The following is a 14,803-nucleotide window of genomic DNA, read 5'->3' as shown; positions in this document are numbered from 1 at the left end:
CGCAAAGCTTTCGCGGTTTGTCCTGAACAATTGGATGCGGCAGCGATGGGATGAATTTGATAACTTTCGTGATTGTGTTGATGCCGCCTTCAAAGACTGTCCTAATGTTCTTGCGTAGAGCTATAAATCTTTGGTTTCCTGTGCGATCGGCTTATTTTTCGGGTTAAGGACAAATTGCCGACCACACTGTTTACACTTAAAGTTTTGGTTGCCGTTATGAATCAACCCATTTTTAACAACCTTATTGGAGTCACAGCGTGGACAGAAGATGGTATTTTCCGACATGGTTCTTTTTAGAGCTATCCATATCTTATCCTTACCTATTCAGGACTACCAAAGGTTTTACCTGCTGGCGGTTCTGAACTTTCCCAACCAAGTAGATAATTATAATCTGTTGGTGTCGAGCTAATTTCAACGTTCATTATACGCGCTAAACGCTGCGCGTGTTCTGCAAAAATCCATGCTGCATTACCTGCGTTGAGAATAGCTGCTCTCATCTGTTTGCCACATAATTCTGAGCCGCATTAATACTCAGAAACTTTAGTAAAATAATATTTATCGTTAGTTCGCACTACGTAAATTGCTATAGCGCATCATCTTTCTGTTTCTGTTTTGAACTGTTTTGCAGACGCTCTACAAATTCAGGATAATTTTCTATATCTTCCGGTGACTGCAAAGGAGGCATTTCTATCCAATTGGCTTCAGCGTGTAACTTGTCAACATACGCATAAAATGCTTCGCGATCGTCCCGATGAGCGAGGAAGTAGGTATGCAATTCTTGCCTGCTCATTGTCTGGAAATTAGGTTTATTCATTCCACGTACCTCCATCGCCCATTAGGATATATCTCAATAATATTTTCCTCACCTGCTAGGAAGAAAATATTTCCCGATCGCTCGTCTTGGCGAACTACATTTATGGGCAAGTAAAGCGTAGTAAACCAACAACATAAATTGAAGCACTGTGTCTTCTGCTCTGACGTAGGAATAAGTTAAACTCCTGGCTATATATTTTAGAGACTATAACATCTCAACTTAGTTGTCCAAGACTAGCACTGAATATAAGCCAACTTTAAGCTAAAGCTTCCACTCTCGCTAATAAGCCCTCAAACAACTTCAATCCATCTGTACCTCCGAGCATTGGATCTGAGGCTCTTTCTGGGTGAGGCATCATTCCCAACACGTTGCCTTGCAAGTTGCAGATACCAGCAATACTATTGATAGAGCCATTAGGATTGTTGTCTTGATAGCGGAATAAAACTTGTCTGTTATCCTCTAATTGTTGTACAACATCTTTATCAGCGTAGAATTGCCCCTCACCGTGAGCTATGGGTAAAGTAATAATTTCCCCGCTTTGGTATGCTTGCGTCCAAGGTAAATTGTTACGTTCTACTTTAATGGGGGAGCGATCGCAGACAAAATGCATTTCCCGATTTCGCATCAACGCCCCTGGTAATAATCCTACTTCTGTAAGTACCTGAAAGCCGTTGCAAATACCTAAAACAAACTTACCTGTTTGCGCGTGCTTGACTACTTGCTGCATTACTGGCGAAAACCGAGCGATCGCCCCACAACGCAAATAATCGCCGTAACTAAAGCCACCAGGAACGACTACTACATCTAAATCGGTAATATCTGTTTCTTCATGCCATATCATGCGCGTAGGCTGTTGCAAGACATCGCGCGTAACATAAGCCACATCGCGATCGCAGTTTGAACCTGGAAAAACTATAATTCCAAATTTCACAACCTATGCTCCTATCTCTATGGCTACTTCTACTAAATTGAACCGATAATTTTCAATTACTGGATTTGCTAATAGTTGTTCGCACATTCGCTCTAACTGTTGCCTTGCTGTAGTTTCATCTGTTGACGAGAGCATAAGTTCGATATATTTACCAATTCTAACTTGCTCTACAGTTTCATAGCCCATGTGCTTGAGTCCCGATTGTACCGCCGTACCTGCTGGATCGAGAACGGAAGGGCGCAGAGTAACATATATCTTAGCTTGATACTTTCGGTTCATATAGCAGTGATGAAGGCAACAAACGCTATCCTACCGCCAAAATGTAGTTCCAGGAGCAAAACAGGAGTAAAACTAGGAGCTTTCTGGAAACTTAAAATGAGAATGAGCATAACCGCAACTTACACATGAAAACTGAACGCACCCGCAGCCAGGAGCGAATTCTTAAACTCCTCAAAACCCTAAACAAAGCTATTTCTGCTCAAGACCTTTATATTGAACTGCGTAATTGCAATCAAAGCATTGGTTTGGCGACTATTTACCGCGCCTTGGAAGCTTTAAAACTAGAAGGTGTTATCCAAGTGCGTACTCTAGCTTCTGGAGAATCGCTTTATAGTTCGGTGCAACAAGACAAGCACCACCTTACCTGTTTGCAGTGCGGACAGTCTATCGGGATTAATGAATGTCCCGTGCATGAGTTAGAAACCCAGTTACACCAGTTTCACAATTTCAAAATCTTCTACCATACTCTAGAATTTTTCGGGCTGTGCAACCAATGTCAAATAATTCAAGCTGACCATAGCAAGACATAAGTTATTTGAATCATCACTATAGATGACAGCCTTTATTTTTAAACTTATGCTAGTAATTTATGCTTAGTGCAATTTGCTTGTCGTGAAATTATCAGCGATCGCACTTGCAAATAATCTCCTATTAGTTCTTATGGCTAGGTTTTTGGCAGATTTTCAGGGTAAACAGCGCTCGTTTGATGTTATATCTTGATTTGCGATCGCTTTATCATTTTGTCTCTTTATATACTTTTCACCATAAAATAAAAACTATAGATACCTATCAATGGCAACCATAGATGCGGTCAATAAATAGCGCCATTAGATAAGCAAAGTTAATTACATTTATTGATGATTTTGGTAATTAAACAATTTATTTGTAACACCATTAAAGGTAAGCTTTAACTTAACTCAAATATTAAAAGAACATTAATTGTCCTGCGTTAGCTTTTAAGTGAAGTGGGGCAGATACATGGTTGTTCTGAACATTTAAGTTGTCATATCAATATAGAGTTAACTACCGATGGCGCAACTTTTTCTACAAACCATCTGGTTTGTACCTTGCTATGCCTTAATTGGGGCAGTTTTGACCATCCCTTGGTCGCCAGGAATCATCCGGCGTACGGGACCAAGACCTGCTGGTTACATCAACTTATTGATGACATTTCTAGCTTTTGTACATGGCGTAATTGCTTTGCAAGCGACTTGGAACCAGCCAGCCCAACAAATAATTATTCCTTGGCTGCAAGTTGCTAACTTAGATATTTCTTTGCCTCTAGAAATCTCGTCAATTACTGTCGGCGCAACTGTACTTGTAACTGGGATGAACTTACTCGCCCAAATTTATGCAGTTGGCTACATGGAAATGGACTGGGGCTGGGCGCGATTTTACTCACTTCTAGCACTATTTGAGTGCGGAATGTGTGCTTTAGCCTTGTGTAACTCTTTGTTCTTCAGTTACGTAATTCTAGAGGTTCTTACGCTAGGAACTTACCTGTTAGTTGGGCTGTGGTTTAGTCAACCTTTAGTAGTTACAGGCGCTAGAGATGCCTTTCTAACTAAGCGAGTAGGCGACTTGTTACTGCTAATGGGAGTTATTGCCCTGTTATCTATGACAGGAACTTGGAATTATTGGGAGTTAGCTGATTGGGCGCGGGGGGCGCACCCAGACCCGAAAGTAATTACTTTGATTTGTCTAGCTTTAATTGCTGGACCAATGGGTAAATGCGCTCAATTTCCCTTACATTTGTGGCTAGATGAAGCAATGGAAGGTCCAGTTCCTAGCACGATTTTACGCAATTCAGTAGTAGTCGCAACTGGGGCATGGGTACTAATTAAATTAGAACCAATACTGACCTTATCGCCTATAGCGATGTCTGCCTTGGTGTTAATTGGGTCTGTAACGGCTGTAGGTGCTTCTTTGATTGCGATCGCTCAAATCGACATCAAACGCGCTTTATCCTACTCTGTCAGCGCTTACATGGGACTTGTATTTATTGCTGTAGGAACCGGACAAAATGATGCTGCCCTATTACTGGTACTGACTCATGCCGTAGCAATGGGCTTGTTGATTATGAGCGTAGGTGGCATTATTTGGAACAACATTACCCAAGACTTGACGCAATTAGGTGGCTTATGGTCGCGCCGTCCGGTATCTGCTTTAGCCTTTTTAGGCGGTACGGCGGCTTTGATTGGTTGCCCTCCTTTTGGAAGCTTTTGGGCGCTGTTGAACTTAGCCGACACTTTATGGGCAACTCAACCTTGGTTAGTAGCAATCGTATTAGTCGTCAATGCTTTGACTGCCTTTAGCTTGGTAAGGGTATTTGGGCTAATTTTTGGTGGCAAACCTCAACAAATGTCGCAGCGATCGCCTGAAGCTTTATGGTTGTTAGTAGTACCCATGACGCTATTACTAGGCTTCACTCTGCATTTGCCTTTAGTTTTAGAAAGCTTGTCTTTGCTACCTAACTGGGCAAATTTGAATGACGATGTAGCAATACTGCTGTTTTGGTCAAGTGTTTTTGGTTGCACCCTTAGCGGGATAATTTATCTAGGCAATTTTATTCCCAAGCCTGTACGGCTGCCATCGACAGCTTTGCAAAACTTATTTGCCTACGATTTTTACACTCCCAATCTCTATCGCTTGAGTATTGTGTTTGCTGTTGACCGAGTTTCTAAAATTACTGCTTGGGTTGACCGTTTTATCGTAGACGGCTTCGTGAACTTGGTAGGTTTGGCTTCGATTTTGGGTGGAGAAAGCTTAAAATACAGCACTTCTGGTCAATCTCAGTTTTATGCGCTGACAATCTTGATTGGAGTAAGTATTTTGGGCGCTTTCTTAAGTTTCCCTCATTGGTCGGCTTACAACATTTTTAACTCTGGATTTTGAATCAGTGACCAGTGACCAGGTGAAGAGTTGGCATAGGTTACTGTCTTAACTGGCGCTTGCTCGCTGTCAGAAATTCCATCTCGATATTATCTGCATTGTGTTAGGAACATAGGAAAGAATGAACGTGAAGAAGTTAGGCAATGTTTCCCGTAGAAATGCAATTAAGTTTGGTGCAGGAGTTGTGGGTGCAGGAACGCTAGCTGTAGGCGTAGGTTTGCAGCCAGGAAATGAAGGAAAAGCGATCGCAGCTAAATACCCGACAACACCTGATGAAACTATCAAAGCGTTGCTAGACGGGAATAGACGCTTTGTGCAAAGAAAACGCACAAATCCGCACCAAGATGCTGCTTGGTTAGCAGAAGTAGCAAAAACGCAAAAACCTTTTGCATCTATCTTAAGTTGTGCGGATTCTCGCGTGCCTTCAGAAATTATTTTCGACCAAGGGTTTGGCGATTTATTTGTCTGTCGCGTTGCTGGTAATATTGCAACTCCAGAAGAAATTGGCAGCCTTGAGTTTGGTACGGCAGTTTTAGGCTCAAAAGTTATTATGGTTATGGGTCACGAACGATGCGGCGCAGTAGCAGCAACAATTAAAGGCTCTTCAGTTCCAGGACAAATAGGTTCGTTACTTGAGGCAATTAAACCTGCTGTAGCAAAGTCAGAGGGACAACCAGGCGATCGCTTGGAGAATGCTTGTAAAGCCAACGTCTTAGTCCAAATAGAAAAACTAAAATCTTCTCCTGTTTTAGCCCAATTAATTAAGGAAAATAAACTGAAAATTGTCGGTGGTTATTACGATTTAGACACAGCAAGAGTAAGTTTAGTTAGTTAGCAACACAGAGGGAAAATCTGTGCATTTTCCCTCTCAAGTAAATACATTTTTGCGTATTTGATACTTACTTAAAAGGAACGCCATAGTTTTATGCTCAGTACCTTAATTTGGATACCTTTATTGGGTGCAGCAATTGTGGGCTTTTTGCCAGGCAATTTTACTGCCACAAGTCTGCGAGCAATTGCTCTTGCTATCTCTTTCAGTATATTTTTATGGACCTTATATTTAGCAACGTCTTTCAGCACGACTGCGATTGGCTTTCAGTTTCAAGAGTTTATTCCTTGGATTGAACCACTAGGCTTGGACTACAAGTTAAGTGTTGATGGGTTGTCGTTTCCGCTAGTAGTTTTAAATGCGTTGCTCAGTTGGATTGCAATTTACAGCAGCAGTAATTCTGTAGAACGTCCTCGCCTGTATTATGCCTTAATTTTGCTAGTTAATGCTGGCATCGCTGGGGCTTTTACCGCTCAAAACTTGCTGCTATTTTTCTTGTTCTACGAGCTAGAACTTATCCCGTTGTATTTGTTAATTAACATCTGGGGCGGTTCTAAGCGCGGCTACGCAGCCACCAAGTTTCTCATTTATACTGCTGTTTCGGGCATATTAATTCTTGCTGGATTTTTAGGTACTACTTGGTTAAGTGGTTCGACTTCGTTTAATTACGATGCGCTCAATACTCAGGATTTGACTTTACAAGTGCAGTTAATTCTGCTCACTGTGCTGTTAATTGGTTTTGGCATCAAAATTCCCTTAGTTCCTCTGCATACATGGTTGCCAGATGCGTATGTTGAAGCTTCACCACCTGTAGCCATTCTTCTAGGAGGAATACTGGCTAAACTAGGCACTTATGGCTTGTTACGCTTTGGTTTGGGTTTATTTCCCCAAACATGGACAATTGTCGCGCCTGGGATAGCGATTTTGGGGACGATCAGCGTATTGTACGGGGCATTTAGTGCGATCGCTCAAAAAGACATCAAGAGGATGGTTGCCTTTAGTTCTATCGGTCACATGGGCTATGTTTTACTAGGATCGGCAGCGGCTAATGCCCTTAGTCTAGTTGGAGTAGTTTCCCAAATGATCGCTCACGGCTTAATTTTGGCGCTGCTATTCCATTTAGTAGGAGTAGTAGAAAACAAAGTTGGTACTCGCGATTTAGATGTCTTAAATGGCTTGATGAATCCCTTGCGCGGTTTGCCAGTTGTCAGCATTTTGTTAGTGTTTGCAGGTATGGCTAGTGCTGGGATTCCTGGCATGGTTGGTTTTATCTCTGAATTTATGGTATTTCAGGGTAGCTATGCTGTATTTCCCTTGCTCACATTGCTAGCTGTAGTAGGTACGGGTTTAACAGCAGTATATTTTGTAATTTTGCTCAACCGCACCTGTTTCGGCAAATTAGACAACTACAAAGCTTATTATCCCCGCGTTGGTTGGTCTGAGCGCGTACCTGCTTTTGTCTTGGCAGCATTAGTTCTAGTTTTAGGAGTACAACCCAATTGGTTAGTGCGTTGGAGCGAGACAACAGCAACAATGATGGTTGCTACACCATCAAATGTTAGTAAAGAATTGCTATCGGCAAAACCCCCAAAAACAGTAATAGTGACGAAGATTCCTTCTATTGCTAGTAGTGACGGCTAGAAGTAGGGGACAAGGAGATAAGGGGAAAATAACTGCGTCTTCCCTCATAGTTTTTAACTCAAAACTCAAAACTTAAAACTCAAAACTATTCTCAAATTATCGCCACCTGAAATTATGACTACTGCAACTGCAACCAAACTACCGCCTTCGACACATGAATTTGCCGATGTCATTCATCGCTTAGAAGCAGGCGGCGCAATGCTACCTGATACGCCAGAAAATCTCATGCAAATTATCGGTTTGTATAAGGCTTATGCTGTACCGATGGATTTTTATTGGCGCGACTTACTTTATATTGCCGAACGGGTATTTTTAAATCCACTGCCTGCTTTTAAATACTTCTTGCCTCAAGAGTATTTAGATTTGCACAACCATTATGCCGGAGATGATGCCGATTTAAGGATTTGGCAAAAAGGTGCAGCTACCGCTCACCCTGAATTGCTTGCCTTTATGGATAAGGGCGAAACCACTAAAATGCCCAAGTTGCTGCATCATTTATGGCACGATCGCATCAATATGGAGTTTGCCGAAGCTTGTATGCAGGCGATGTTGTGGCATCGCGGTATGGGCGGAAAGTTTGACCCATATTTGGATACGCCCGAATATAAAGCAGCTTGCGATCGCGCTATTAAAGCTTACTTTAAGGGCAACCCAGCCATGTTAGGGATGTATAAGCTGTTTCCTGAGATGTTTATCGAACAAGTAAGGCAGCTATCTTATTACAGCAATTTAGGCTTGTTTTGGGAAGTAATGGCTCCTGTTTTCTTTGAAATGAGCGATTTATACGATGCAGGTGAGATTAAGAGCGTCCCTGATGCAATGAATTTCTTAGTTAACGGCATCTTTGCAATTGCAGGTCGTCCGATCTACCATCACGTTTATATTCGCGGGGAAATGTACGAAATTATCCCCAAATCTTGCGGTTTTACCTGGCTGTATGAGGCAGCGCTGCCTTATGTTGAAGCTGTGTTTTATCGCACAGCACCATTTCGCGGCACAAAATCTTACAATGCTCAAGCCAAACAAGTGCCTGAAGACCAAAAAGATTTTCACTACGGCATTTTATACGCAGATGTTTTTCCTGTAGGTACGGCTGGAATTCCACCTACATTGTTGATGCAAGATATGCTCCACTTCTTGCCTCCTTATTTGGTGGAGTATTACAAAAAGCATTGTCGCGGCGAACAAGATACGCTAATTCAGTTAGGAGTTAGTTTTCAGCGCTCGATGTACTGCGTCACATCTGCGGTAATTCAAGCTTTAAGAACAGCGCTGCTTTATCCTTTAGATGACCCCAATCCCAAGCATTTGCAGGCAAATCGGGCGTTTTTTGAAGGTCAAATCGATAGATTCAAGCGCCCTGAAGCTAGGCTGAGAGATATTCAAAGACAAGAATATCGCTAGATTAGACGCTCCATGTCTGCTTGGGTTTAATACGTTAGTTCATGTCAGCATGGGGCGCAATACTTTGCGCCCCTAAATATAAAATCTTTGGTGGAATAATGCCCGATATTGTTGATATTGCTGTTAGTGCAGGTTCTTTTACAACTTTGGTAACGGCTGTACAATTAGCTAATTTAGTAGATACGCTCAAAAGTCCTGGTCCTTTTACTGTATTTGCTCCCAATGACGATGCTTTTGCTAAATTACCGCCAGGAACCATACATACATTAGTTCAAAATATTCCCCAACTGTCTAGAATTCTGACTTTTCACGTTGTACCTGGTAAATTGATGCAAGCAGACCTAGCCAAGCTTGGTTCTGTTACCTCTGTAGAGGGTTCGCCCATTAGGATAGATTGTTCTGAGGGTTTTGAAGTTAAGAACGCTACAGTAGTTGCAGCTGATATTGAGGCTGATAATGGCGTAATTCACGTTATTGATACAGTGATTTTGATGGGCTAATGGAAGTAGGGTGCGTTGTCGGCAACGCACCCAACATGATGGGCGATCGCTCTACAGTGTATTTAAGCTTTAAAATTGCGCCAACACCAGCGTTGAAGATTGGAATTGAAGAGGTTGGGGTTTAGCAATGCCATAACCTTGAGCGTAATCTACCCCAAGTTCGCCAATTTTTGCCAAGATAGTATCGTCCTCCACAAACTCCGCAATAGTTTGAATCCCCATTGCATGACCAACTTGATTGATTGCTTGTGTCAACGCCAAATCTGTTGAGTCGTTAACAATATCTTTGATGAATTCGCCATCAATCTTCAAATAATCTACAGGTAAATTTTTGAGATAAGCAAAAGATGACATACCCCTACCAAAGTCATCTAGAGCGAAGCGACAACCAAGCTGCTTGAGTTTTGCGATCAACTCTCCAGCTTTGTCTAAATTAGTAATAGCAACAGTCTCAGTAATTTCAAAACAGATTAGTTGTGGTGGAATAGAGTATAAGGAGAACTGCTGATATAAAAAGTCAGTGAAAGAATCGTCATTGATACTTGCGCCAGAAAGGTTAATTGCATACATATTGGCACGGCTTGGTGTTTGGAAAAACTGCCAGGCTTCTTGATAGTGCTGGTCGAGTCTAGCAAAAAACGTACTGATTACCCAACGGTCAATCAGATGCATGATGTTATAACGTTCTGCTGCCGGAATAAATGCCATCGGCGGGATTAACTTACCTGTTTCATCTTGAAGGCGCAGCAGGATTTCGTAATGCTCCCCTTTGGACTCAGCTGAAGTTAAAGGAACAATTGCTTGGCAATAAAGGCAAAAAGCATCAGACTGCAAAGCTCTAGTCAGCCGCGATATCCATTGCATTTGACCGTGACCACTTGCCAAAGCTTGGTCGTCAGCTTGATAGACGTGTACGCAATTACGTCCTGCATTCTTAGCTGCATAGCAAGCCATGTCAGCAGCACTCAAAATGCTAGACAAATCTAAGGTATCGGCATTAATAGCAACTAAACCAATGCTCACGCCAATAGTAAAAGTATTATCTTGCCAAATAAACCGAAACTCTTGCAGACTTTTACGCAATACATTAGCAATACGCAGAGATTGAATTAGGGGGCATTGATTGAGCAACAGAGCAAATTCATCTCCGCCCAAACGGGCAAGAGTATCAGTTGCCCGCACTTGCTTTTGCAGCAAAGCAGTAACTTGACGTAGTAGTTCATCTCCTGCAGCATGACCGCAAGTATCGTTGACAATCTTAAATCGATCTAAATCTAGATAACATAATGAGTGTTGTTGATTGTCAGTTTTAGCACTGCTCAAGGCAAGTTTTAATCGTCGCTCAAATTCCCAGCGATTTACTAATCCTGTCAAAATATCGTGGCTGCTTTGCCAAGCTAAACGCTGCTCGGTCTGCCGCAAAGCAACTTCCGCTTGTTTGCGCTCGACAATTTCTTCTTGCAACAGCGCATTTGCGACTTCTAGTTCTTGGGTTCGTGCGCTGACTCTGCTTTCTAAGTCTTCGTGCGCTCTAAATAGCTCTAACTCTGCCTGCTTGCGCTTTTTATCTATCTGATTTAAAGCTCTAGCATCCAACCAGACTAAGACGGCAAAGATAATAATATTAGATAGTACCAGCAGCGCCACACTGAACTCTGTTTCCATCAGTCCAGTTTTTTGAGTTTGCAGACACAACCAACCAAGCACTAAGGAAACAATAATAATAGATGGTAGCAAACGGCGAGCGATCGCTCCGCCAAATGTATCAGAAAAGATTGTCTGGACTAGGCTAGAGTTTGGCACAGCAAGCAGGATACCGAGCGAGAGCATAATAAAGGTGACGGCTGTGTGCAATGCCATCGTCGCTACCTGGTAAACAATCCCAATTAAAGCTGTCGCGCCATAGGCATAACCAATCAAAGTCACCAAGCCAAGCAAAGCTGGTATCAGAATCAACCCTTGTGCCAGAACTTGAATTTTTTGTGCTTTTACCTTAAGCAGAATTAAAGATAGACCCGATATCAAAAAGCATAGAGCGGTACTAAACGCCATCCGTCCAGGGGCAATCGTACCAAAACTATCAGCAGCGGCGGTTTGAGCAAATAACAATTGGTCGATGTGTAAATCCCACCTGAAAACATACTCAATCAGCGTTAGCCCTCCTAGCAGAAACACAATAATTGAGCAGCCAAAACCAATTAATTCTCTCCAGAAAACCAACACGTTCCTACTGCCTTCTTTGGCTGGTAATCTGAGCGTTAAGGATAGACCTGCCATGATAAATCCCATTGCTGTATTTGGTCGCATGGCAACAAATCCAGGGACAACACTCTTTAATAATGGAATGTTATAAGTCCACCCTACTATTACTACGCAGCCAACGAGAATGACAACAGTGCTTGTAGCTTGGGAACAAGATTTAAGTAGAGCGTTTGTCACTACTATTCCTACTCGCGTTCAACTGACCGTTGTTGCATTAGGCTTTTGATGTTCGACAGTTTCTCTGTCGATTCATTGCCTGACAACAAATTTACATATATAAATTTTCCTTTAATGCTTATAAAAGCGGCTATCGTAGAATTACGGAATAACACGCCACTATTTGCGCTCAGGGTAAGGATGATTTTATTTTGTCCGTGAATATACGCTTGAGGTAAATCTGCCAGTCGCTAAGAAGCGTTCTTTATTATGCTTTAAATCCATCCTCGTAATAGTTGGCGAATGCAAATAATCTTCAAGCTGGTATTGTACAGCAGCTTAGAGCGTACAATTGCGCGATCGCTCTATATTTGGCTCTGCTGCATATCTTGTAGGGTGCGTTTTCAAATCGCACCCGTACAATTGCTAGGCATCGAGATGTAGCCGTTTTTAGTTATACAAAAGTATTGAGTCTGCAAATCTTAGGCAATACTGCCAGTTTGCATTAACGGATGCATGGACTGGTATTTCACAGTTAAGTAAATCCTATCACTTATAACAACAACTTATATAATAATTCTATTGCTATTGGATATATTTATTGTTAAATTCAAATAGTCAGCCAAACCGATAGTAGTTATCTGGAGAAGTTCAATGGTTCACACTACAGAAAAATTAGTTACAACACGTTCAATCTCTCGCTCGGAAAGTAAAAAGTCTTCGGAAACATCCCTCCAAGCTGCTTTAGAACACGCTCGTCGCCTTACTCAAATGTATGGAATTGAAGCAACTGAGGTGGCTGTAGCCTGGGAGACAGTCGAAGAATTGATAACTGCCAATTTTCGCCGCCAGCCAGAAAGTTTTCCCTCTGCGTTTGAACTCTACTGTGCCTTGTATCCAGATGCGCCTGAATCTCGCATTTACGATGTTTAGACGGCAAGTGCTTCTTGCCAGACAGATTTGCTCAATGGCAAGAATCACAGCCCTGGCGCGATCGCTAGCAATTTTACTGCAAGCGCCCTTTGTGGTAGCCTTGAGAGCCTTGTTTGCGGTGCGATCGCCCATTTTATAGGGTGCGCTGACTTGCAACGCACTCTACACTACTATGCAATGGCGATCGCCTAAAAAACTTCTTTGATTTGACTGCAAGCTTTTATTCATTTTTTTATTGCTAGTTTGATACCTCAGCCATTTCAATTACCCGCCCTTCCAAATCCTTAACGAGAAAGTTCAAAGGCTTTTGGCTGCGAATTTTGTGCTTTAAGCCGCGCGTTTCTACTCGCATTAATACTTGTTCTAAACATTCCTTATCGAAACAAACATGGCGCTGCTGGTTTTTGTTGCCTAAATTAGCACCGGAAATTACGTGCAGTTGGTTATTTTTCTTAAGTTGATACCATAAACCATCAGGAGCATTCATGCTTCTGCTGTTGGCAATACCAGGACTTGCAGACATATATAGCGGGTCAATTCCTGCTGGCGCTCCCAAAGATTGCTCGTAATTATAGTAATAGTGCAAAGGAATGTCAGCAGTAGGCAAATCTAGCAGCCCTTCATAGAACTGTCTGGCAACTTCCATGTCCGATACCATAATCGTATGTACTTTCGGCGCACTTGTCAGAAACATCCACATCGCACCCGCGTAGGCTACCAATAGCATAACCATGATGCCTTGCGTAGAAAACAGGCTATCCAAGGGCAAGGAGAAGAATGCCCCTAGAAGGGCATAAGGCGAGAGCAAAAAGGATGTTACAGCAATGGCTAGAAACATGGACAATTATGATATAAGAATTTACCTAATGATATTAGTGTATCAAACTCAAATAAAATTCAGTGCAAGTCTATCTGTAACAAATATCGCTCTACTACCAAGGTAGCAGAGCGATCGCAATTCTACACGTAGAGACACAATCTAAACAGTGTCTCTAGATAACTTCACCTTAGTTTAAGCTTCTTGCCACAGTTCCTTGACCCTTCCAGGTAAATAATTAGCAATTTCTTGACTGCGTTCTTGTGATAATTCTTCTTTAGTTGCAGAAAATACAGCTTTAACTACTTGTTCGCGGTCTAGATCGTATCCTGTAACTGCCATTGGCGATTCGTTTTTAACTCTTGTCAAAAAGCGCTCGTCGTTAACATTAGAGATATCCGCAGGATTGTGCCGATTTGAATGGTCGAAGGGAGCGCGAATTTTACTTAAAAAGCCGACAATCGGATTGGTATCTTTCCACAAGTCGGCAATTTCCATTTGCAAGGCTTTATCTTCAGTGGGTAATACCTCTTTGTGCAATTCGCCTTCAACTTTCTCGGCGGTTTCAGTTGGCATGAGGTCGCGCATAGCTCGGTAAATTACCTCTGTAACATCTCTAGCATCAAAGATATCTTCAAGACCGCTCTTGATCATTACCTTTTCTAAGAAAGGCATATCTTTAGTTGCAATGGGAACAGATACTCCTTCTTTTAAAGATTTTGGTGGATCTGCCTCCATTTTGTCTAACATTTTGCGACCTTTGTCTGTCAATTCTGCCGCTTTAAATGTAATTAAGTGAGGCAGAGGTCCATCTGGCGAACCAAAGGAATTGGCGATTCTAAAATCAAACTCTTGGGGATCTACACTGCTAGGAACATCTTCTTGGTTAGCATAAGCATTGCCTGTAAACTCAGCTTTGATATACTGCTTTTGATTTAAGTAATCTAAAGTACCCAAAAACTCAGCTAACGTTATCTGTATCCCTGGAAAGAAATCATCTGCCCCAAACTTAACTTCATGCATGCCCTGCTGACCAGTTTCATTAATTCTTTTGAGGACAGTGTAGACAACATCATCTCTTATTTGTATTGGCATTTGACTCTCCCTAACTTTGCATCTAATTCAATAATGGTGGTTGTAGTAGCTAGTAGAGATTTTTCAGCAAAAGGCTAAAAGCAAGTTCCAGTAGGATCGCTATAAAACTATGCAAAATCAACGTGCAGCTTGTAACTACAAACACCGCTATATAAGTCTTCCCGTAATTGTTAACTGCTTGCATCTCCCGCAGGAGACATTTTGCGCCCAAGCGCGATCGCTCTATTTTGGTGAGATGAGAACAAGGAGG

General features: G+C 42.0%; 16 protein-coding genes. 7 read left to right on the top strand and 9 right to left on the bottom strand.

Features of this window, described 5'->3' with window-relative positions:
- Positions 1-120 precede the first annotated feature (120 nt).
- The 6 genes from UH38_RS28275 to purS all read right to left on the bottom strand — a co-directional run bounded on the left by UH38_RS28275 (position 121) and on the right by purS (position 2,024).
- On the bottom strand, positions 121-285 hold the full coding sequence (locus UH38_RS28275; protein ID WP_082065431.1) for an IS1/IS1595 family N-terminal zinc-binding domain-containing protein: 165 nt from the start codon (positions 283-285) through the stop codon (positions 121-123).
- Positions 286-320: 35 nt separating this feature from the next.
- The gene (locus tag UH38_RS26870) at positions 321-497 is read right to left on the bottom strand and encodes a hypothetical protein (RefSeq protein WP_160295990.1); all 177 of its coding nucleotides are present in this window, start codon (positions 495-497) and stop codon (positions 321-323) included.
- An 86-nt stretch (positions 498-583) separates the two neighbouring features.
- On the bottom strand, positions 584-814 hold the full coding sequence (locus UH38_RS18055) for a DUF6887 family protein (RefSeq protein WP_045056084.1): 231 nt from the start codon (positions 812-814) through the stop codon (positions 584-586).
- Positions 811-987 carry a DUF6888 family protein gene (locus tag UH38_RS28270; RefSeq protein ID WP_407640462.1) on the bottom strand — a complete coding sequence of 59 codons (177 nt, stop codon included), beginning with the start codon at positions 985-987 and terminating at the stop codon, positions 811-813. The genes UH38_RS18055 and UH38_RS28270 overlap by 4 nt, the downstream gene beginning before the upstream one ends.
- Before the next feature lie 83 nt (positions 988-1,070).
- The gene (gene purQ, locus UH38_RS18050; RefSeq protein WP_045056075.1) at positions 1,071-1,745 is read right to left on the bottom strand and encodes a phosphoribosylformylglycinamidine synthase subunit PurQ; all 675 of its coding nucleotides are present in this window, start codon (positions 1,743-1,745) and stop codon (positions 1,071-1,073) included.
- Positions 1,746-1,748: 3 nt separating this feature from the next.
- Positions 1,749-2,024, bottom strand: a complete 276-nt coding sequence (gene purS, locus UH38_RS18045; protein ID WP_045056074.1) for a phosphoribosylformylglycinamidine synthase subunit PurS — start codon at positions 2,022-2,024, stop codon at positions 1,749-1,751.
- A 125-nt stretch (positions 2,025-2,149) separates the two neighbouring features.
- Between purS and UH38_RS18040 the strand changes: the two genes are divergently transcribed.
- The 6 genes from UH38_RS18040 to UH38_RS18015 all read left to right on the top strand — a co-directional run bounded on the left by UH38_RS18040 (position 2,150) and on the right by UH38_RS18015 (position 9,290).
- Positions 2,150-2,554, top strand: a complete 405-nt coding sequence (locus UH38_RS18040) for a Fur family transcriptional regulator (RefSeq protein ID WP_045056073.1) — start codon at positions 2,150-2,152, stop codon at positions 2,552-2,554.
- A gap of 499 nt (positions 2,555-3,053) precedes the next feature.
- Positions 3,054-4,919 (top strand): NAD(P)H-quinone oxidoreductase subunit F, encoded by a 1,866-nt coding sequence (locus tag UH38_RS18035; protein ID WP_045056072.1) that lies wholly within the window; start codon positions 3,054-3,056, stop codon positions 4,917-4,919.
- A 118-nt stretch (positions 4,920-5,037) separates the two neighbouring features.
- A complete protein-coding gene (locus UH38_RS18030; protein ID WP_045056071.1) occupies positions 5,038-5,751 on the top strand; it encodes a carbonic anhydrase in 714 nt (237 codons plus the stop codon).
- Positions 5,752-5,841: 90 nt separating this feature from the next.
- The gene (locus tag UH38_RS18025) at positions 5,842-7,386 is read left to right on the top strand and encodes an NADH-quinone oxidoreductase subunit M (protein WP_045056070.1); all 1,545 of its coding nucleotides are present in this window, start codon (positions 5,842-5,844) and stop codon (positions 7,384-7,386) included.
- Between the two features lie 114 nt (positions 7,387-7,500).
- Positions 7,501-8,790 carry a CO2 hydration protein gene (locus UH38_RS18020; protein WP_045056069.1) on the top strand — a complete coding sequence of 430 codons (1,290 nt, stop codon included), beginning with the start codon at positions 7,501-7,503 and terminating at the stop codon, positions 8,788-8,790.
- Positions 8,791-8,888: 98 nt separating this feature from the next.
- Positions 8,889-9,290, top strand: coding sequence for a fasciclin domain-containing protein (locus UH38_RS18015; RefSeq protein ID WP_045056068.1), 402 nt, complete (start codon positions 8,889-8,891; stop codon positions 9,288-9,290).
- 69 nt (positions 9,291-9,359) lie between these two features.
- Here the strand turns inward: UH38_RS18015 and UH38_RS18010 are convergent, their stop codons facing one another.
- On the bottom strand, positions 9,360-11,729 hold the full coding sequence (locus UH38_RS18010; RefSeq protein WP_235355333.1) for an EAL domain-containing protein: 2,370 nt from the start codon (positions 11,727-11,729) through the stop codon (positions 9,360-9,362).
- Positions 11,730-12,362: 633 nt separating this feature from the next.
- Here UH38_RS18010 and UH38_RS18005 point away from each other — a divergent pair.
- Positions 12,363-12,641: a Calvin cycle protein CP12 gene (locus UH38_RS18005; protein ID WP_045056067.1), complete on the top strand. Its 279-nt coding sequence runs from the start codon at positions 12,363-12,365 to the stop codon at positions 12,639-12,641.
- A gap of 238 nt (positions 12,642-12,879) precedes the next feature.
- On the opposite strand, the gene UH38_RS18000 is transcribed toward UH38_RS18005, so the two are convergent.
- Together UH38_RS18000 and UH38_RS17995 are read right to left on the bottom strand one after the other, a co-directional pair.
- Positions 12,880-13,479, bottom strand: a complete 600-nt coding sequence (locus UH38_RS18000; RefSeq protein WP_045056066.1) for a VOC family protein — start codon at positions 13,477-13,479, stop codon at positions 12,880-12,882.
- A 174-nt stretch (positions 13,480-13,653) separates the two neighbouring features.
- On the bottom strand, positions 13,654-14,553 hold the full coding sequence (locus UH38_RS17995; protein ID WP_045056065.1) for a DUF2267 domain-containing protein: 900 nt from the start codon (positions 14,551-14,553) through the stop codon (positions 13,654-13,656).
- Between the last annotated feature and the right edge of the window lie 250 nt (positions 14,554-14,803).

The organism is Aliterella atlantica CENA595, assembly GCF_000952155.1.
Taxonomy (GTDB): Bacteria; Cyanobacteriota; Cyanobacteriia; order Cyanobacteriales; family Chroococcidiopsidaceae; genus Aliterella; species Aliterella atlantica.
Note: the sequence above shows the minus strand (reverse complement) of the source record. Positions and strands in the feature narration are given on the sequence as shown.

What these genes read in the sequence shown, in the direction of transcription:
- UH38_RS18030 (WP_045056071.1), top strand. Translation starts at nt 5,038, where the DNA reads ATGAACGTGAAGAAGTTAGGCAATGTTTCCCGTAGAAATGCAATTAAG.
- UH38_RS26870 (WP_160295990.1), bottom strand. Translation starts at nt 497, where the DNA reads ATGAGAGCAGCTATTCTCAACGCAGGTAATGCAGCATGGATTTTTGCA.
- UH38_RS17995 (WP_045056065.1), bottom strand. Translation starts at nt 14,553, where the DNA reads ATGCCAATACAAATAAGAGATGATGTTGTCTACACTGTCCTCAAAAGA.
- UH38_RS18040 (WP_045056073.1), top strand. Translation starts at nt 2,150, where the DNA reads ATGAAAACTGAACGCACCCGCAGCCAGGAGCGAATTCTTAAACTCCTC.
- UH38_RS18025 (WP_045056070.1), top strand. Translation starts at nt 5,842, where the DNA reads ATGCTCAGTACCTTAATTTGGATACCTTTATTGGGTGCAGCAATTGTG.
- UH38_RS18000 (WP_045056066.1), bottom strand. Translation starts at nt 13,479, where the DNA reads ATGTTTCTAGCCATTGCTGTAACATCCTTTTTGCTCTCGCCTTATGCC.
- UH38_RS18005 (WP_045056067.1), top strand. Translation starts at nt 12,363, where the DNA reads ATGGTTCACACTACAGAAAAATTAGTTACAACACGTTCAATCTCTCGC.
- UH38_RS18035 (WP_045056072.1), top strand. Translation starts at nt 3,054, where the DNA reads ATGGCGCAACTTTTTCTACAAACCATCTGGTTTGTACCTTGCTATGCC.
- UH38_RS18020 (WP_045056069.1), top strand. Translation starts at nt 7,501, where the DNA reads ATGACTACTGCAACTGCAACCAAACTACCGCCTTCGACACATGAATTT.
- UH38_RS18015 (WP_045056068.1), top strand. Translation starts at nt 8,889, where the DNA reads ATGCCCGATATTGTTGATATTGCTGTTAGTGCAGGTTCTTTTACAACT.
- UH38_RS18055 (WP_045056084.1), bottom strand. Translation starts at nt 814, where the DNA reads ATGAATAAACCTAATTTCCAGACAATGAGCAGGCAAGAATTGCATACC.
- purS (WP_045056074.1), bottom strand. Translation starts at nt 2,024, where the DNA reads ATGAACCGAAAGTATCAAGCTAAGATATATGTTACTCTGCGCCCTTCC.
- UH38_RS28275 (WP_082065431.1), bottom strand. Translation starts at nt 285, where the DNA reads ATGTCGGAAAATACCATCTTCTGTCCACGCTGTGACTCCAATAAGGTT.